Source organism: uncultured Selenomonas sp. (assembly GCA_905372355.1).
GTDB lineage: Bacteria > Bacillota > Negativicutes > Selenomonadales > Selenomonadaceae > Selenomonas.
On record CAJPOT010000001.1, the window covers coordinates 160,260 to 176,019 of the forward strand.

Sequence of the window (15,760 nt, forward strand, 5' to 3'; positions counted from 1 at the left end):
AGGGGGTCATACGATGAAACACATCAAGACGGTCAACAAGCCGACGATGCAGAAGACGCTGAAGACGGGCGGCTGCGGCGAATGCCAGGCGTCGTGCCAGTCGGCATGCAAGACGTCCTGCACGGTGGGCAATCAGGTCTGTGAGAGCAGGAAGCAAGCGTGAAAAAAAGACCTCTTCCGTAAGGAAGAGGTCTTTTCTTCACGCTTCGCCATATATCTGGAGGAATTATGAAAGAGAGAATACACAAGTTCAAGCAGGCGGACAGCTTCATCCTGCTTGATGTCAACAGCGGCGCCGTCCATGTCGTCGATGAGATGATCTACGACATCATGGACGTCTTCGACGGTGCGAACGATCGGGCGGTCGTCGATGCGCTCGGTGCGAAGTACCCGAGGGCGGAACTTTCCGAAGCGCTCGAAGAGCTGCACGAACTCATGGCGCTCGGTGAGCTTTTCGCGCCCGATATCGACGTGCCGCCGACGTTTTCTCAGAAGGGACTCGTGAAGTCGCTGTGCCTGATGGTCGCGCAGGACTGCAACCTGCGCTGCAAATACTGCTTCGGCGACGGCGGTAACTACGGCATGGAGCGTGCCGTCATGACGCCCGAGGTCGGATGTCGTGCCGTCGATTTTCTCATCGAGGGTTCAGGGCCGCGCAAGCATTGCGAGATTGACTTCTTCGGCGGCGAGCCGCTCCTCAACATGAAGACGATCAAGAAGGTGACGGAGCATATAAGAAAGTGCGAGAAGGAGACGGGCAAGATCTTCAAGCTCACGCTGACGACGAACGGCATGCTGCTGAACGATGCGAACATCGCGTGGCTCAATGAGAATGATTTCTCGCTCGTGTTGTCGCTCGACGGGCGCAGGGAGACGAACGACGCCATGCGTCCCGACGTCGGCGGACACGGCACTTATGACCGCATCGTGGAGAACTTCCGAAGGTGTCTTGCGAGCCGCGCAGGCGGCGACTGGGACTATCGCGGCGTCTATACCTATCTTCGCGGTACCTACACGAAGCGCAATCTCGACTTCACTGAGGACGTGCTCTCGATGCACGATGCGGGATTCAATATTCTCTCGGTAGAGCCTGTCGTCTTGAAGGACAGCCCGCTCGCTCTCATGGAAGAAGATTTGCCGCGCATCCGCGAGGAGTACGACCGCCTCGCCGCCGCCTACATGGAGCGGCATCGCGCGGGCAGGGGATTCTTCTTCTTCCACTTCAACATGGACTTGTCGAACGGCCCTTGCGTCGCCAAGCGCCTCTCGGGCTGCGGCGCGGGTCACGAATACTTCGCCGTCGCGGAAAACGGCGACCTCTACCCGTGTCATCAATTCGTCGGCAGAAAGCGCTACAAGCTCGGCAGCATCTACGAAGGAGTGACGGACGAAGAACTGCCGCCGTACTTTCGCGAGTCGCACGTCCTCAACAAGGAGAAGTGCGCCGACTGCTGGGCACGCTTCTTCTGCAGCGGCGGCTGTCATGCCAACGCCGACCTATTCCACGGCGATATAAGAAAGCCTTACGAGGTCGGCTGCGAGATCCAGAAAAAACGCCTCGAATGTGCGCTCTACGTGCAGGCGCTGCTGGCACTGGAGAAGGAAGAGCAGGTGCAGGCGGCTGCTCTGTAGGATGATTTCACTGACAGATGAAGGGGAATCTGCCTGCACAAGCGCCCGCGCTGCACGTGTTTGTGTCCTCGTACATGAAAATGGAGGTGAGATAACTTTGAATCGAATTGTCGTTGTGTCCATGGTGCGCAATGAAGAGGACATCATTGAGAGTTTCGTGCGTTGGCATTGTGCGATTGCAGATGCTGTGATCGTGCTCGATCATAGAAGTACGGATCGTACAAAGGAAATCTTGTGCGCACTGCGCGATGAGGGTCTGCCTCTTATCCTTACAGAGGCGGAGGATATGGCGTATAGGCAGTGGGAATATACGACGGAGCTTGTGGTTCGTGCGTTCCGCGAGTTTTCCGCGGATGTCGTATGCCCGCTGGATGCGGATGAGTTTTTACTGGCTGATACCGAGGATGTCTTTCAGAGTCGCCGCATTCTGCAAAATTTGGAGCTTGGAGTTTATTATCACTTGGCATGGATTGATCATTTCCTTACGCGCCCCGAGGAAGATCGGGACATGTTCCTTCTCGCACGCGACCATGTGCGAGAACGGAGTCCCAGAATGGAAAGCAAGGTTTTGTTGACTCGCAAAGACGAGGATATTCCCCTTTGGCTGGAGGGAAGGATGTCCATTGCGCAGGGAAATCATTTCGTGGCGATTCGTGAAAACGGCAGGTCAGTATCTTGTCCGATGCGCGAAGTAGCAGGACTATACCTTGCACATTTCCCAGAACGCAGCATAGAGCAGATCCTATCCAAAAACATTGTTGGCTGGCTCACGAATGTAGCAAAGTTTTCCGGCGGAACTGTTATGGCAATCCATTGGCGTCTTATTTTTCAAGCATACCTCGCGCATGAACGGTTCGAAATGTCAACGGCAAGCGATCCCTTACCGAGTCGGCAGGACGCTTTTCGAGGACGTGTCCCGCTTCGTTTCACACGGGAGGAAGTTCCCGAGCATAAGCTGCTGCGCAACATCATGCTGACGGCGGAAGGAATCGCAGAGGCCAATGCGCAGAAGGAAGCCGTTCTCCGTATGGTGGAAAGAGATGGTCGAAAGTGTGTAGAACCGCCCGTGGTCAGTGTGCTTATTCCTTTTTATGCCGACATACAGGCGCTTCGCCTTTCCCTTCGCGATCTTGCTTTGCAAAAATATCCTTTTTATGAATGCATCCTCCTGTGCTTTTCTCCCGTGGAAAAGGAGCGCCTCCGCATTCTTGCCGAAGAGGAGGGGATATCGCATCCTATTATTCTGACAGAGGCTGAGGTTCAGCATTTGCCGCAGCATGTCCGCGGCACCTATGTGCAGTATTTCCTGCCGGACGTTTCCCACAATAGCGCCTGCTTGCAGCAGATGGTGACCTCGCTTGCACTGAACGATGATATTTCTTTTGTGATGGCGGATGCTGAAGTATCGGAGGGAGATGCTCCTGGACCGCCCGTTTATCTGGACTTTGCCACGTATGGACTGCCGTTTTATGTTTTTGAAAGTGACGACCTGCGAAAGACAATTCTCAAACAGGGGAAATTTCCTAAAGGCGGCATGTCCGAAGCGCTCTTTCGACGTGAGACGATGGAATCTTGCAATTATCTTCTAAGAGAACTGCAAGATATGAGTCTGCAAAGGCTTTCTCTATGGCTCTCAATCTTTGAGAAAACAAGCCGCGTCGGCTTCTTTAAGAAAGCGCTCGTTCAGGTTCGGCAAAGGCTCAGTTCAGAGGAAAAACTCCTTTGCCACATGGAATGGCTATTGTTGCTTGAGCAGGAGATTCAAACGAGAAAACGGGGGATTTCTTCAGAAGAACTGAAAGTTGCCGTTACGCTTGCCATAGATGGCAACCGCGATGGAATCCTCGCCGTCCGGTCTGGCGTAAGTTCTGGACTTTATGAAGCGTGCAGCAGACTTCGGTCAGAACTGGCGCAGCAGGTATGCTGCTTGGAACGAAGTTGATGCAGCAGCCATGAAACAACCCATAGAAAAAGCGACCCTTGGGGAAAGGGTCGCTTTTTGGGAGTGGTCGGGGATTGGGGAAATCCCCTCTGGATAGTGGTTATGGGGTTTGAGAAGGTTTTAGAAAGCACGGATGAATCGAGAGCGTCGATGGGACGGACTCATCGTTAGCCGTGATTTCTTTATGGGGAAGTTCTCGGGGCGGTTCAAGATCCCCGCCCCGAGAGAAAGTCATTACTTATTGCCGAAGTAGCGGTCGAAGAGACCCTTGAAGCCGCGGCCGTGACGCGCCTCGTCCTTGCACATCTCGTGCACGGTGTCGTGGATGGCGTCGAGGTTCAGCTGCTTCGCGAGCGTGGCGAGCTCCTTCTTGCCTGCGCAGGCGCCGTGCTCGGCGTCGACACGCATCTTGAGGTTCTCCTTCGTGCTGTTCGTCAGAACCTCGCCGAGAAGCTCCGCGAACTTCGCTGCATGCTCAGCTTCCTCGAAAGCGTAGCGCTTGAAGGCCTCGGCGATCTCGGGATAGCCTTCGCGATCTGCCTGGCGGCTCATCGCGAGGTACATGCCGACTTCGGAACACTCGCCCGTGAAGTTCATGCGCAGGCCTTCGATGACCTTTTCATCCGCTCCCTTGGCGGCGCCGACATGATGCTCATCCGCATACTGCATGTCACCCGTCTGCTCGACGAACTTGGAAGCGGGAGCATGACAGATCGGACACTCTGCCGGAGCCTGGTCGCCCTCGTGAACATAACCGCAAACCGTGCAAACAAACTTTTTCATTTTACATTACCTCCCAAAATATCGTGGATGTTTTTCTTTTTCTTGGTAGTGGCTCGCGATTCACCGTGCGGGGTGTTTCCCTCATGTGCTTGTCGCTTGCTGTGCCCTTATTATAGGCGAAGTGTCCCAAGAAGGAAATATCGAAAAAATGCTAAATAACAAAGATATAGCTATATATCATGAAATATCTCCATATATCTCGCGTTTTTATACTTTTTCAAAATAAATACTAGTGGATAATTATTATTGATAAGAAGTATCGCTATACTTGCGCGAAGCGTTTCAAAAAACGGCGGGCTTGTGGTATGATAGGCAGAGAAACGACGGAGGGCTTCGGCAAAAAGCCCAGCGCGATGGCTGAGGGAAGCGGCGCTCTCCTATGGAAAGGTGTTGCAGCAATGTTTACGGTGGAAACGGCTTCCCCCGAAGAGACGGCGGCGCTCGCCGAGCACATCGGGGCGCTTTGCCCGGCGGGAACGGTCTTCGCGCTCGCGGGCGATCTCGGCGCGGGAAAGACGCTCTTCGTGCAGGGATTGGCGCGTGGTTTGGGATTTTCGGGCGAGGTCACGAGTCCGACGTTCAACTTGATGAACGTATATGAAGGGAAGATGCGCCTTACGCATTTCGACGTCTATCGCCTGGAGCGTGCCGAGGAGCTTTATGACATCGGCTTCTACGAGTATGCGGACGATTCCGAGGGCGTCGTCGTCGTCGAGTGGTTCGACAAGTTCCGCGAGGAGATGCCCGCAGACTATGTGCGCGTGACGATCGAGCGCGTGGCGTCTTCGTCGGGGGAGGTCGATTCGGCGGCGGCGGATCGCCGTCGGCTGCGTTTTTCTCTTGTGGGAGTGCAGCTCAAGGAATTTTTTGAGGAGATGAAGGACGTTGTCGATTCTGGCGATTGATACGGCAAGCTCGGTGTCGAGCGTCGCCGTGGCGAGCGAGGGGAAACTGCAGGCGGAAGTGACGGTCGAGGCGGGGCGCACGCATTCGGAGACGCTTCTTTCGCATATCGAGGGGGCGCTCTCCTTTGCGGGCGTCGAGCGCTCGGCGCTCACAGGCGTCGCCGTGAGCATCGGCCCCGGCTCTTTCACGGGGCTTCGCATCGGCCTGGCGACGGCGAAGGCGATCGCTTACGGCCTGGGCATCCCGCTCGTCGGCGTCTCGACCTTGGCATCGCTCGCGCTCGCCTTCCCCGTGCCGGACGTTCATACGCTCGCCCTGATGGACGCGCAGAAGGGAAACGCCTATGCAGGTCTCTACGAGTGGCGTGACGGGAGTCTGCACGAGGTGCGTCCCGTGCGCGTCGCGCCGCTTGCCGAGGCAATCGCCGAGGCGGCGGACAGGGGAAAGCCTGTATTGCTGACGGGCGAACTCGCCGTGAAGAAGCGGGCGCGTCTCGGAAATTTGCCCGACAATGTCACGCTCGCGCCCGCGCATCTTCTGACGGCGCGCGCCTCGCACGTTGCATGGCTCGGTATCGCGCGGCTTGCGGCGGGCGAGTGCGATGATCCCATGACGCTGGAGCCGTTCTACATTCGGCGCTCGGAGGCGGAGGTGCTTTGGGAGAAGCGCCATGGCAAAGAAAAGACGGAGGGGGCGCCATGCTGACCTTTCGCAAGATGCTGCCCGCTGACGCCGCCGCCGTCGAGAAGGTGGAGCTGGCGTGCTTTTCCATGCCCTGGTCGCGCGAGTCTTTCTGGGAGGAGGCGGCGCAGGAAGCGGCTTACTACCTGCTGGCGCTCGATGACGAGGAAGTCATCGGCTACGTCGGCGTCTGGCTGCTCGGCGAGGAGGGCCACATCACGAACGTCGCCGTCGCGCCCGAGATGCGCCGGCGCGGCGTCGGCGCTGCGCTGCTCGCAGAACTCATGCGGATTGTTTTGGAGCGCAGCGTGCGCAGCATGACGCTTGAAGTGCGCCCGTCGAACGAGGCGGCGCTCGCGCTCTACAGGAAGTTCGGCTTTCGGAGTGTCGGCAGGCGGCCGCACTACTATACGGACAACGCAGAGGATGCGGAAATCCTCTGGAATACGGACATCGAAGCGACGCTCGCCGCGCTCGGAGAAGCGCGGGGGAAAGGAGATGAGGCGCATGGATAAGGACATCTTGACGCTCGCCATCGAGACGAGCTGCGACGAGACGTCCGCCGCCGTGCTGCGCGGCGGACGCGAAATCTTGTCGAACATCATCGCGACGCAGATCCCCGTGCATCAAAAGTACGGCGGTGTCGTGCCCGAGATCGCGTCGCGCTGTCATATTGTGAACATCGTGCCCGTCATCGACGAGGCTCTCAAGGAGGCGGGGGTCGCCAAGGGGGAGATCGGTCAAGTTGCCGTCACCTACGGGCCGGGGCTTGTCGGCGCGCTGCTCGTCGGCGTCGCCGCCGCCAAGGGGCTTTCCTTCTCGCTCGGCGTGCCGCTCATCGGCGTCAATCATCTCGAAGGCCATATCTTTGCGAATTTCTTGAGTTCGCCGGAGCTTGCGCCGCCGTTTGTGGCACTCGTCGCTTCGGGAGGGCACACGGCGCTCGTCCACGTCAAGGATTACAACCATTTCACCTTGCTCGGGCAGACGCGCGACGATGCGGCGGGCGAGGCATTTGACAAGGTGGCTCGCGTGCTCGGGCTGCCGTATCCGGGCGGTCCCGAGATCGACCGCCTCGCGAAAGAGGGCGACGCTTCGGCCATCGACTTTCCGCGCGCCTTGGAAGAAGAGGGCAACTACGAGTTCAGTTTCAGCGGCTTGAAGTCCGCCGTCTTAAACTATCTGAACTCGATGAAGCTCAAGAAGATCGAGGTCAATGTCGCCGACGTCGCAGCGTCGTTTCAGAACGCCGTCATCGAGACGCTCGTCGAGAAGTCGCTGGCGGCTCTGCGTGAGACGGGGCTGAGGACGCTGGTTTTGGCGGGCGGCGTCGCGGCGAACAGCTCGCTCGAAGGGCGGCTTCGCCAGGCGGCAGCGGAGAGCGGCGTTGAGTTCCATTATCCGGGGCTTCGGCTCTGCACGGACAATGCGGCGATGATCGGCTGCCGCGCCTACTATCAGGCTCTGGCGGGCGGCTTCTCAGACGCTCATCTGAACGCCGTGCCGGGGCTTTCGCTGCGCGATGTGGGCGGGGCGTGAAGCATGTTTCCGATGCTCGCTGCACGATGGACGAAAGACGAGGCAAGAGAGATGATTCCTAGCATTTCGCTTGGTCATCCTCCAAGAAATGGCAAAATAATTTCAGTTGCGCTTTTTGTTTGAATCTGCTAGAATGGGTAGGCAAGCGCAGGTTTGGACATGCCAAACCGTCGGTGCGTGCAGCGTCCGAGAGGGACGTTTTCACATAATTATCAGCAAGGGAGATATTTCATGGAGTTCCAGGACAGGACATTGGTTTGCAAGGATTGTGGCAAGGAGTTCACGTTCACCGCAGGTGAGCAGGAGTTCTACAAGGAGAAGGGGTTTGAGAATGATCCGGTTCGCTGCCGCGACTGCCGCGGAAAGAGACGCCGCAGCCATGATGGCGACAGCGGTGAGCGCACGATGTTCCAGGTGACATGCGCTGCCTGCGGCAAGGAGACGGAAGTTCCGTTCGAGCCGAAGGATGACCGCCCGGTCTACTGCCGCGATTGCTTCGCTGCCAGAAGGGGCAGGTAAGCCGAAGCTTTGCACGCCTTTGTCCGATGGAAGCCTGCGGGATGGTTTCCTTATCTCGGATAAGACGCAAACTTTCGTAGCATACGGTACAGTCTCCTCTTGTTTTATATGCTAAGATGGTAAGGATGGCATATAAGATGAGAGGAGACTGTTTTTTTATGAAAGAATGGTGCGTGATTTATTCGTCGCTTACGGGAAATACGAAGCTCGTCGCCGAAGCGATGGCGGAGGAAGCAGACGCCGACATCTTCTCTGTGGCAGAAGCGCCGGAAGACCTCTCGGGATACGAGGCCGTGGCGCTCGGCTACTGGCTGCGGCTCGGTGCGCCCGATCCGAAGATGCTCGCGCTCCTGCCAAAGATCGAGGGAAAGGACGTCGTGTTTTTCCAGACGCACGGCACAGATCCAGGCAGCGAGCATGCCGTCACGGCGTTCGCGCGTGCAGGATATGCGCTCGGCGCGGACTGCTATATCGCGGGCACATTCTCTTGCCAGGGCAAGATCAATCCGAAGATCGTCGAAAAGCGCAAGAAGGAAGCTGCCGCAGAGGATGACCCGCACGCGGGAAAGAAGGCGCAGGCGCGCTGGCAGAGAGCCGCGAGCCACCCCGATGCTGAGGATCTGCAAAGGGCGCGCGATTTCATGCGCGTGATGCTGGAGAAGCGGTTGAAGCGAAAGGCGCGGCTCGAAGCAGGCAAGATGTAATACGGATAAAGTGCAGGGGGAGTGTGTACATGGACGCTTCCCCTTTTCATGTTCTTGTGCTATACTTTCCTTAATGATTTCTTATGGAGGCGGTGGCTGATGGAGAGGAAGATCCTCTTGAATCCGGGTCCGGCGACGACGACGGATACGGTGAAGATGGCACAGGTCGTGCCCGATATTTGTCCACGCGAGGAAGAGTTCGGCGCCATCATGCGCGAGGTGGCGCAGGGGCTTTTGAAGATCGTTCATGCCGATGCGAAGGAGTTTTCGTGCGTGCTCTTCTGCGGCTCCGGTACGCTCAACATGGACGTGTGCCTGAATTCGCTTCTGCCTGCGCAAAAGAAGGTTCTCATCGTAAACAACGGTGCGTATTCGGCGCGTGCCGTCGATATATGCCGCGCCTACGGGCTAGCGCATATCGACCTGCGTTTTTCCGTCGAAGACGTGCCTGATCTCAAAGCGATCGAGCGTGCGCTCGCGGACGATCCCGACATCGCTCTCGTCTATACGACGCACCACGAGACGGGCACGGGCGTCCTGAATCCCGTTCGCGAGATCGGTGCGCTTGCGCATGCGCACGGCGCGGCGTTCGTCGTCGATACGACTTCGACGTATGCGATGCTGCCCTTTTCGATGGAGGAGGCGAACATCGACTTCTGCATGGCATCGGCGCAGAAGGGTATACAGGCGATGACGGGGCTTTCCTTTGTCATCGGCCGCACCTCACTCATCGAGACGTCGAAGGATTATCCCGTGCGCTCGTATTACTGCAACCTCTACCAGCAGTATGCGTACTTTGAAAAGACGGGACAGATGCAGTTCACGCCGCCCGTGCAGACGATCTATGCGGCAAAGCAGGCGCTCGCCGAATACTTCGCCGAGGGTGAGGCGGCGAAGGCGGCGCGCCATGCGCGGGTGGCGCAGGCGATTCATCGCGGGCTTGCAGCCCTGGGGCTGAAGGAGGCGATCCGCCCAGAGATTCAGTCGGGACTCGTCGTCTCCGTGCTTTATCCTGCGGATGAGCACTGGGATTTTGACCGCGTGCACGACTATTGCTATGCGCATGGCTTCACGATCTATCCGGGCAAGATGCAGGAGAAGGGGACGTTCCGCCTGTGCGCGCTCGGCGCGATCGATGAGACGGATATTGAGAAGTTTTTCCGCGTGCTGAGAGAAGCTCTTGTGGAATTGGGTATGGTTTTGCCGAAGGAATGAAACGGCAATGAATGGGACAGGAGAGACAGAAGAGAGATGAATCGCTGGCAGGAAATCTGGAATAAGAGAAGCGCACAGCTTGCAGGCATTGATCGCTCGGACAAGCGGGCGATGCTCTTGGAACTCAAGCGCATCGATGGCTATGATGTCGTGGAGGGCGGTATTCCATACGAGTCGTTTATGAAACAGCACGAAGAAACCCGGGCGGCACTCTGTCTGCCTGAGAAGGGGAGTATTTTCGAGGTCGGCTGTGGTGCAGGTGCGAACCTCTGGCTGTTTCAGCAGGATGGATATTCTGTCGGTGGCATGGACTATTCGGAACAGATGGTCTCTGTCTTGACAAATGTCTTCCATGGGAGGGGACTGCGGGAAGCCGTTTGTGCGGAAGCGAGGCACTTGCCGCAGGAGGAGAAGTATGATGCGGTGTTTTCAGGGGCCGTCTTTCACTACTTCCCCGATGAGTCGTATGCACAAGAGGTCATGGAGAGGATGGTCGGAAAATCGCGTGGCAGTATCGGCATCATCGAAGTGCATGATGCCAAGAAGAAGGACGAGTTCTTCGCTTTCCGTCGTCAGATTGATCCTGACTATGACGCGCATTATCAAGGGCTGGACAAACTCTTCTATGAGAAGAGTTTCTTTGAGGATTTTGCGGAGAAGCATGCTCTTCGGGTCTCGTTCGAGCCGGTGCAGGTGGAGGGCTATTGGAATGCGCCATTCCTCTATTCCGTGTTTTTTTCTCGCGAGGAAGTGCCGAAAGAATGAATGGCAGGCAAAAGGAGGTCGTCATGCAGGCGACGGAGTTTTTAAACATCTTGGGTGCAGATTTTTTCGTCGGCGTGCCCGACTCGCAGCTGCGCGCTCTTTGCGACGCCTTGATGGAGCGATACGGCAATCATGCGCCGCACGTCATCGCGGCGAACGAGGGGACGGCGGCGGGAATCGCGGCGGGACATTATCTTGCGACGGGGCGCTCGCCGCTCGTCTATTTGCAGAACAGCGGTGAGGGCAACATCGTCAATGCACTCGCGTCGCTGCTGCACGAGAAGGCGTACGCGATCCCGCTGATCTTCGTCATCGGCTGGCGCGGCGAGCCGGGCGTGAAGGACGAGCCGCAGCACGCCTATCAGGGCGAGGTGACGCTTCCGCTGCTCGAACTTCTGCAGGTCGAGCATTTCGTGCTCGCGAAGGAGACGCGAGGAGAAGACGTGCGCGCCGCTATGGAACGCTTCCGCTCGTCTTTGGAGGCAGGGCGCTCGGTGGCCTTCGTCGTTCGAAAGGGCGCGCTCGCGCACGATACGAAGGTTTCCTACAAAAACGGCTATGCGCTGCGCCGTGAGGAGGCGATTCGCACGATCCTCGACGCCGCAGACGAGAGCGATGTCTTCGTCTCGACGACAGGCAAGGCGAGCCGCGAGCTTTTCGAGCTTCGCGAGGAGCGCGGCGAGGGGCACGAGCGCGATTTTTTGACGATCGGCTCGATGGGGCACAGCTCGTCCATCGCGCTCGGCATTGCGCTCGAAAGGAAGGGGCGGCGCACGTGGTGCCTCGACGGCGACGGCGCCTTCCTCATGCACATGGGCGCGGCCGCTGTCATCGCTGCCGCAAAGCCATCGAACTTTTGCCACGTCGTCTTGAACAACGAGGCGCACGAGAGCGTCGGCGGCATGCCGACGGCGGCTTCCGCCATCGACTTTCCGGCGCTCGCGCGTGCGCTTGGCTACGCCGCCGCGCGGCGTGCAAAAGATGGCGAGGAACTTGCCGCCGCCTTGGAGGAGATGAAAGGGCAGGCAGGGCCGTGCCTTTTAGAGGTGCGATGCGCCGTCGGCTCGCGTGCCGACCTCGGCCGGCCGACGATCCCTCCAAAGGCCAACAAGCTAGCAATGATGCGTTTTCTCAGCCTTTAATTGATAGCAGATACTGTCCGGTATACCCTTGACAAATGGTAGGATAATCGGTATGATAGGAAAAGACGTTGACGCGAAGAAAGTGCCGAAGAAGCGGTCTTTCGAGTCGACACTTTTGAATTTTAGGAGGATGAATATTATGGGTACGATTTTCTCTAAGAGCGATTTCTGGATTGGTCTTGCTGTCGGTGCTGTCGCAGGCGTTTTTGGCTATCGCTTCATGCAGGAGCGCGAGCAGCAGATGATGGCGATCCAGCAGGGTGCTCCTGCAGCGCAGGTGCCGCTTGCTGAGCTTCAGCGCCAGAAGGAAGAGCTTGAGGACCTCATCGCTGCGCAGGAAGCCGGCGCGAACCAGTAAGGGAAACATAAGAGGGGCTGCGACAGGCAAATGCTCGTATCGTCATGGCATATTGCGTGCGCAGCCCCTTTCCTGTTTTGCTGTTGATAACGAATTGCATGAAGGAGGACGCTATGGCAAAGATTCCTTTAGGCTTACCGCTGGCAGCGGCTGCCGCAGGCACGGTCGTGACGCTCTTTGTTCCGGCGAAGCGTCTGCATATCGTCTGCGGCACGGCATGGGCGGCACTCTCGCTCGTTCACGCTTGGCAGTATCGCAAAAAGCTCGCGAAAGATCTTGCGATGCCGTTCGGCGCAAGTCTCAAGCAAAATGTGATGAAGAAGATTGACGAGGGGCTTCAGAAGCTTCCCCTGCCGCCGACGAAGCTCGGCGCACTGATCGGCTCGATGCGTCCCGCCGCCTATGCGCCGGGCAGGATGCGCCTCTACAGCCGTTCACTCGTGGGAAACGAGAAGCTTAGAGAGCAGATTCTTGCGTACTTCGCCGACTGTCCCGAGGTGGACAAGGTCGAGTGCAGTACGCTCACCGGCTCCGTGCTCATCACCTATGAGCCGGAATTTTTTGCTGAGAACGAAGAGCTTTCACAGATTGAAACGTATGTGAAGCATCATGTGCAGATGGCACAGGGGAGGAGTTAAATCTTTATGTCTTATATGTCTGGTTTGATGATCGGCACGGCCCTTGTCCAAGGCCTCGGCAGCATGCTTTCGGGCGGCGCTTCTGCAGGCATGGGCGGCGGCATGGGCATGGGCAGGAGCGCGGGCATGAGCGGTCTTTTCGGCATGGCGTCCGGCATGGGGCGGGGCGGCATGGGCAGAAGTTCCGGCATGAGCGGACTCTTTAACATGATGCCGACGGGCATGGGCAGCGGCATGAGCAGCATGTTCGGTCAAGGCAGGGGACGCGGCAAGGGCATGGCGCAGGACGCGTCCGGCTCTGCAGCCGTGTCTGCACCGGCAATGCCAGCTTTCGCGCTGAAGAGTGCCGTGCCCGGGCGCAGACGCTACTATGCGGCGGCCCTGCAGGGGAACGAGGAGCTGGCAAAGCTTCTGGAGAAGAACCTTGGCCGCATCGCCTTCATCGATTCCGTCAAGGCGTCGAGTGTTACGGGCAGTCTGCTCGTCTGCTATACGGGCGATGAGGGAGCTGTCGATCGCCTGATGGCGGATCTTGGCAAGCGCGTCTTTGGTGCTACGGAGCATGCGGGTTTTAATCTGCCGCAGGGGCTTTCCGATTTGCTCCCTGCGGCAGGCGTCACTCAGCCGCTCGCTGAACTCGGTGCAAGCATCCGCCGCGCAGCAGGCGCGGCGAACGTATGGCTGCACGAGAAAACGCATGGCTGGCTCGATTTCCCGTCGGTATTCGCTCTCGGCTTCATCGTGCGCGGCTTGCGCAAGATCCTGCTCTATGAACAGCGGCCGTCGGGTCCTCAGATGCTTTGGTGGGCATTCTCGATCTTGAAAGGATGGAAGATGATATGACGTATGGGACATGCTCGCTCCGCCTATCGGCGGATCTTGCTCAGGATAAGCGCGCCCTCTTGGGTGCACAGCTTCGAAGCATAAAGGGCGTCGTCGCCGCTTCGGTCGGCGACAAGGCGCTGACGGTTTGGTACAAGGAAGAATTGCCCCTCGCACTCGTGCGTCGGCTCGTCAAGCGCATGGAAGAAGAGTGCGCACCGAGCGATCCCGAGCTTGACATGGCGGGCTATCGGCGCGAAGCGATCTTCTCGCTCGCGAGCTTCGCGGGCATGAAGGCGCTCGAAAAGCTCGCGCCTGAAGCCTTTGCGGGAATGAAGGTGTTTCGCAGCCTCCTCGTCTTGGCCATCGCGCGCAACTTCCTCAAGAACGGCGTCGTGGGCATGGTGAAAGAGCGCCGCCCGAACGCCGATACGCTGACGAGCACGGCGGTCATCGCCTCCGTGCTCGCAGGCAAGCCCGAATCGAGCCTCACGCTGCTGACGCTGTCGAACGGCGCTGAGATGCTGACCGCCTACGCAGCGGAGCGCGCGAAGAAGCAGATTTCCGGCCTTCTGAACATGAACCAGCGCTTCGTCTGGCTCGTTGACGGCGGCGTCGAGCGCAAGGTCGCGGTCGAGTCCGTGCAGGTCGGCGACCGCATCGCGGCACATTCGGGCGAGATGATCTGCGTCGACGGCCGCGTCGTCAGCGGCAAGGCGTCCGTGAACCAGGCGTCGATCACGGGCGAGTCGAATCCCGCGATGAAGCGCGAGAAGTCGCCTGTCTACGCAGGCTCTGTCATCGAGGTCGGCGAGATCGTCATCGAGGTCGAGAAGACGGGCAAGGACACGTCGCTCGCGCACATCGTCCACCTCGTCGAAGAGGCGCAGTCGAGACGTGCGCCCGTGCAGAACTTCGCCGACAACATGGCGAACATGCTCGTGCCGATCTCGTTCCTCGGCGCGGCGATCGTCTACGGCGCGACGCGCGATTGGCAGAGGGTGCTGAACCTCCTGTTCATCGACTTCTCGTGCGGCTTGAAGCTCTCGACAGCGACGGCGATTTCCGCTTCGATTGCGGCGGCGGCGAAGAAGGGCATCCTCGTCAAGGGCGGCAACTATATGGAAGCGCTCGCTAATACCGATACCGTCGTCCTCGACAAGACGGGCACGATCACGGTCGGCATCCCGCAGATTTCCTCCATCAAGACGGCGGAGGGCGTGACGGAGAAGGAGATGATCCTTCTGGCGGCATCGGCGGAGATGCACTCCGTGCATCCTCTGGCCGTCGCTATTCAGAAGTACGTCAAGGACAACAACTGGGAAGTGCCGCAGCACCGCTCGTCGAAGACGATCGTCGCACGCGGCATGCAGGCGGTTGTGCCTGATTTTGACGGCTTCAAGGGCGGCGACGTGATCGTCGGCAGCTACAAGTTCATGAAGGAGCGCGGCGTGCAGGGCGCGGGCGAGCTCGTCGTCGAGGACACGACGGAAAACTTCCTCTACATCGCGCGGAACGGCTCGCTCATGGGCATCATCGGCATCACCGATCCCGTGCGCCCGAAGATGAAAAAGACGCTGAACCAGATGCGCCGTTACGGCGTCGACGAGATCGTGATGCTCACGGGCGACTCGGAGAAGGTTGCCGATCATGTGGCACGTCAGATGGACATCGACTCCTACCATGCCGAGGTCTTGCCCGAAGACAAGGCGAACTACGTCATGAAGCTCAAGGAGCGCGGCGGCAGGGTCATGATGGTCGGCGACGGCATCAACGATGCGCCGGCGCTTGCCTTTGCCGACGTCGGCGTGACGCTCGGCGGCCGCCAGACGGACATCGCCGCCGAGTCGTCGGCGGTGACGATCCGCTCGGAAGATCCCGAAGGCCTCGTCGATGCTCTGCGTCTCGGCAAGCGCACGATGGGACTGATCCATCAGAATTTCCGCGCGACGATCCTCGTCAACTCGGGCGCCATGCTCATGGGCGCCTTGGGCATGATCAGCCCGCTGTGGGCGGCTGTCATCCACAACACGGCGACGCTCGCCGTCGTCTTAAACAGCGCGCGCATCCTCTCGACAGGCAAAAAGCCTGTAAGGCGCGTCGGCTGAAAGAAA

General features: G+C 58.5%; 17 protein-coding genes. 16 read left to right on the forward strand and 1 reads right to left on the reverse strand.

Features of this window, described 5'->3' with window-relative positions; translation table 11 throughout:
- Positions 1 to 13: 13 nt before the first annotated feature.
- From scfA to QZ177_RS00725, 3 genes are all read left to right on the forward strand, one after another.
- Complete coding sequence (scfA, locus tag QZ177_RS00715) at positions 14 to 163, forward strand: six-cysteine ranthipeptide SCIFF (RefSeq protein ID WP_006193459.1); 150 nt, start codon at positions 14 to 16, stop codon at positions 161 to 163.
- Positions 164 to 228: 65 nt separating this feature from the next.
- Entirely contained in the window at positions 229 to 1,632 is a 1,404-nt protein-coding gene (gene scfB / locus QZ177_RS00720; protein ID WP_294175122.1) for a thioether cross-link-forming SCIFF peptide maturase, read from the forward strand.
- Between the two features lie 97 nt (positions 1,633 to 1,729).
- Entirely contained in the window at positions 1,730 to 3,574 is a 1,845-nt protein-coding gene (locus QZ177_RS00725) for a glycosyltransferase family 2 protein (RefSeq protein ID WP_294175123.1), read from the forward strand.
- A 234-nt stretch (positions 3,575 to 3,808) separates the two neighbouring features.
- Here QZ177_RS00725 and QZ177_RS00730 read toward each other — a convergent pair whose 3' ends face one another.
- Entirely contained in the window at positions 3,809 to 4,357 is a 549-nt protein-coding gene (locus tag QZ177_RS00730; RefSeq protein WP_006193450.1) for an NADH peroxidase, read from the reverse strand.
- A gap of 305 nt (positions 4,358 to 4,662) precedes the next feature.
- Here QZ177_RS00730 and tsaE point away from each other — a divergent pair, with 305 nt between their 5' ends.
- The 13 genes from tsaE to QZ177_RS00795 all read left to right on the forward strand — a co-directional run bounded on the left by tsaE (position 4,663) and on the right by QZ177_RS00795 (position 15,754).
- Positions 4,663 to 5,262 (forward strand): tRNA (adenosine(37)-N6)-threonylcarbamoyltransferase complex ATPase subunit type 1 TsaE, encoded by a 600-nt coding sequence (gene tsaE / locus QZ177_RS00735; RefSeq protein ID WP_294175124.1) that lies wholly within the window; start codon positions 4,663 to 4,665, stop codon positions 5,260 to 5,262.
- The gene (gene tsaB / locus QZ177_RS00740) at positions 5,243 to 5,968 is read left to right on the forward strand and encodes a tRNA (adenosine(37)-N6)-threonylcarbamoyltransferase complex dimerization subunit type 1 TsaB (protein ID WP_294175125.1); all 726 of its coding nucleotides are present in this window, start codon (positions 5,243 to 5,245) and stop codon (positions 5,966 to 5,968) included. The genes tsaE and tsaB overlap by 20 nt, the downstream gene beginning before the upstream one ends.
- Positions 5,962 to 6,459: a ribosomal protein S18-alanine N-acetyltransferase gene (gene rimI, locus QZ177_RS00745; protein ID WP_294175127.1), complete on the forward strand. Its 498-nt coding sequence runs from the start codon at positions 5,962 to 5,964 to the stop codon at positions 6,457 to 6,459. The genes tsaB and rimI overlap by 7 nt, the downstream gene beginning before the upstream one ends.
- Positions 6,452 to 7,483: a tRNA (adenosine(37)-N6)-threonylcarbamoyltransferase complex transferase subunit TsaD gene (gene tsaD / locus QZ177_RS00750; RefSeq protein ID WP_294175129.1), complete on the forward strand. Its 1,032-nt coding sequence runs from the start codon at positions 6,452 to 6,454 to the stop codon at positions 7,481 to 7,483. Before rimI ends, tsaD begins: the two co-directional genes overlap by 8 nt.
- A gap of 231 nt (positions 7,484 to 7,714) precedes the next feature.
- The gene (locus QZ177_RS00755; RefSeq protein WP_264918494.1) at positions 7,715 to 8,002 is read left to right on the forward strand and encodes a zinc-ribbon domain containing protein; all 288 of its coding nucleotides are present in this window, start codon (positions 7,715 to 7,717) and stop codon (positions 8,000 to 8,002) included.
- A gap of 158 nt (positions 8,003 to 8,160) precedes the next feature.
- Positions 8,161 to 8,706, forward strand: a complete 546-nt coding sequence (locus QZ177_RS00760; protein WP_294175134.1) for a flavodoxin family protein — start codon at positions 8,161 to 8,163, stop codon at positions 8,704 to 8,706.
- Positions 8,707 to 8,805: 99 nt separating this feature from the next.
- Positions 8,806 to 9,921, forward strand: a complete 1,116-nt coding sequence (locus QZ177_RS00765) for a 2-aminoethylphosphonate aminotransferase (RefSeq protein WP_294175135.1) — start codon at positions 8,806 to 8,808, stop codon at positions 9,919 to 9,921.
- Between the two features lie 36 nt (positions 9,922 to 9,957).
- Positions 9,958 to 10,686, forward strand: coding sequence for a class I SAM-dependent methyltransferase (locus QZ177_RS00770; RefSeq protein ID WP_294175136.1), 729 nt, complete (start codon positions 9,958 to 9,960; stop codon positions 10,684 to 10,686).
- A gap of 23 nt (positions 10,687 to 10,709) precedes the next feature.
- The gene (gene aepY / locus QZ177_RS00775; protein WP_294175205.1) at positions 10,710 to 11,828 is read left to right on the forward strand and encodes a phosphonopyruvate decarboxylase; all 1,119 of its coding nucleotides are present in this window, start codon (positions 10,710 to 10,712) and stop codon (positions 11,826 to 11,828) included.
- 148 nt (positions 11,829 to 11,976) lie between these two features.
- Positions 11,977 to 12,186, forward strand: a complete 210-nt coding sequence (locus QZ177_RS00780; RefSeq protein ID WP_037367891.1) for a 50S ribosomal protein L9 — start codon at positions 11,977 to 11,979, stop codon at positions 12,184 to 12,186.
- Positions 12,187 to 12,299: 113 nt separating this feature from the next.
- Entirely contained in the window at positions 12,300 to 12,824 is a 525-nt protein-coding gene (locus QZ177_RS00785; protein WP_009645489.1) for an HMA2 domain-containing protein, read from the forward strand.
- A gap of 6 nt (positions 12,825 to 12,830) precedes the next feature.
- Positions 12,831 to 13,667, forward strand: coding sequence for an HMA2 domain-containing protein (locus QZ177_RS00790; RefSeq protein WP_009645437.1), 837 nt, complete (start codon positions 12,831 to 12,833; stop codon positions 13,665 to 13,667).
- Complete coding sequence (locus QZ177_RS00795) at positions 13,664 to 15,754, forward strand: heavy metal translocating P-type ATPase (RefSeq protein ID WP_294175137.1); 2,091 nt, start codon at positions 13,664 to 13,666, stop codon at positions 15,752 to 15,754. The genes QZ177_RS00790 and QZ177_RS00795 overlap by 4 nt, the downstream gene beginning before the upstream one ends.
- Positions 15,755 to 15,760 lie beyond the last annotated feature (6 nt).

Coding starts and splice junctions, on each gene's coding strand:
- scfA (WP_006193459.1), top strand. CDS start 14: ATGAAACACATCAAGACGGTCAACAAGCCGACGATGCAGAAGACGCTG.
- scfB (WP_294175122.1), top strand. CDS start 229: ATGAAAGAGAGAATACACAAGTTCAAGCAGGCGGACAGCTTCATCCTG.
- QZ177_RS00730 (WP_006193450.1), bottom strand. CDS start 4,357: ATGAAAAAGTTTGTTTGCACGGTTTGCGGTTATGTTCACGAGGGCGAC.
- tsaE (WP_294175124.1), top strand. CDS start 4,663: ATGATAGGCAGAGAAACGACGGAGGGCTTCGGCAAAAAGCCCAGCGCG.
- rimI (WP_294175127.1), top strand. CDS start 5,962: ATGCTGACCTTTCGCAAGATGCTGCCCGCTGACGCCGCCGCCGTCGAG.
- tsaD (WP_294175129.1), top strand. CDS start 6,452: ATGGATAAGGACATCTTGACGCTCGCCATCGAGACGAGCTGCGACGAG.
- QZ177_RS00755 (WP_264918494.1), top strand. CDS start 7,715: ATGGAGTTCCAGGACAGGACATTGGTTTGCAAGGATTGTGGCAAGGAG.
- QZ177_RS00760 (WP_294175134.1), top strand. CDS start 8,161: ATGAAAGAATGGTGCGTGATTTATTCGTCGCTTACGGGAAATACGAAG.
- QZ177_RS00765 (WP_294175135.1), top strand. CDS start 8,806: ATGGAGAGGAAGATCCTCTTGAATCCGGGTCCGGCGACGACGACGGAT.
- QZ177_RS00770 (WP_294175136.1), top strand. CDS start 9,958: ATGAATCGCTGGCAGGAAATCTGGAATAAGAGAAGCGCACAGCTTGCA.
- aepY (WP_294175205.1), top strand. CDS start 10,710: ATGCAGGCGACGGAGTTTTTAAACATCTTGGGTGCAGATTTTTTCGTC.
- QZ177_RS00785 (WP_009645489.1), top strand. CDS start 12,300: ATGGCAAAGATTCCTTTAGGCTTACCGCTGGCAGCGGCTGCCGCAGGC.
- QZ177_RS00790 (WP_009645437.1), top strand. CDS start 12,831: ATGTCTTATATGTCTGGTTTGATGATCGGCACGGCCCTTGTCCAAGGC.
- QZ177_RS00795 (WP_294175137.1), top strand. CDS start 13,664: ATGACGTATGGGACATGCTCGCTCCGCCTATCGGCGGATCTTGCTCAG.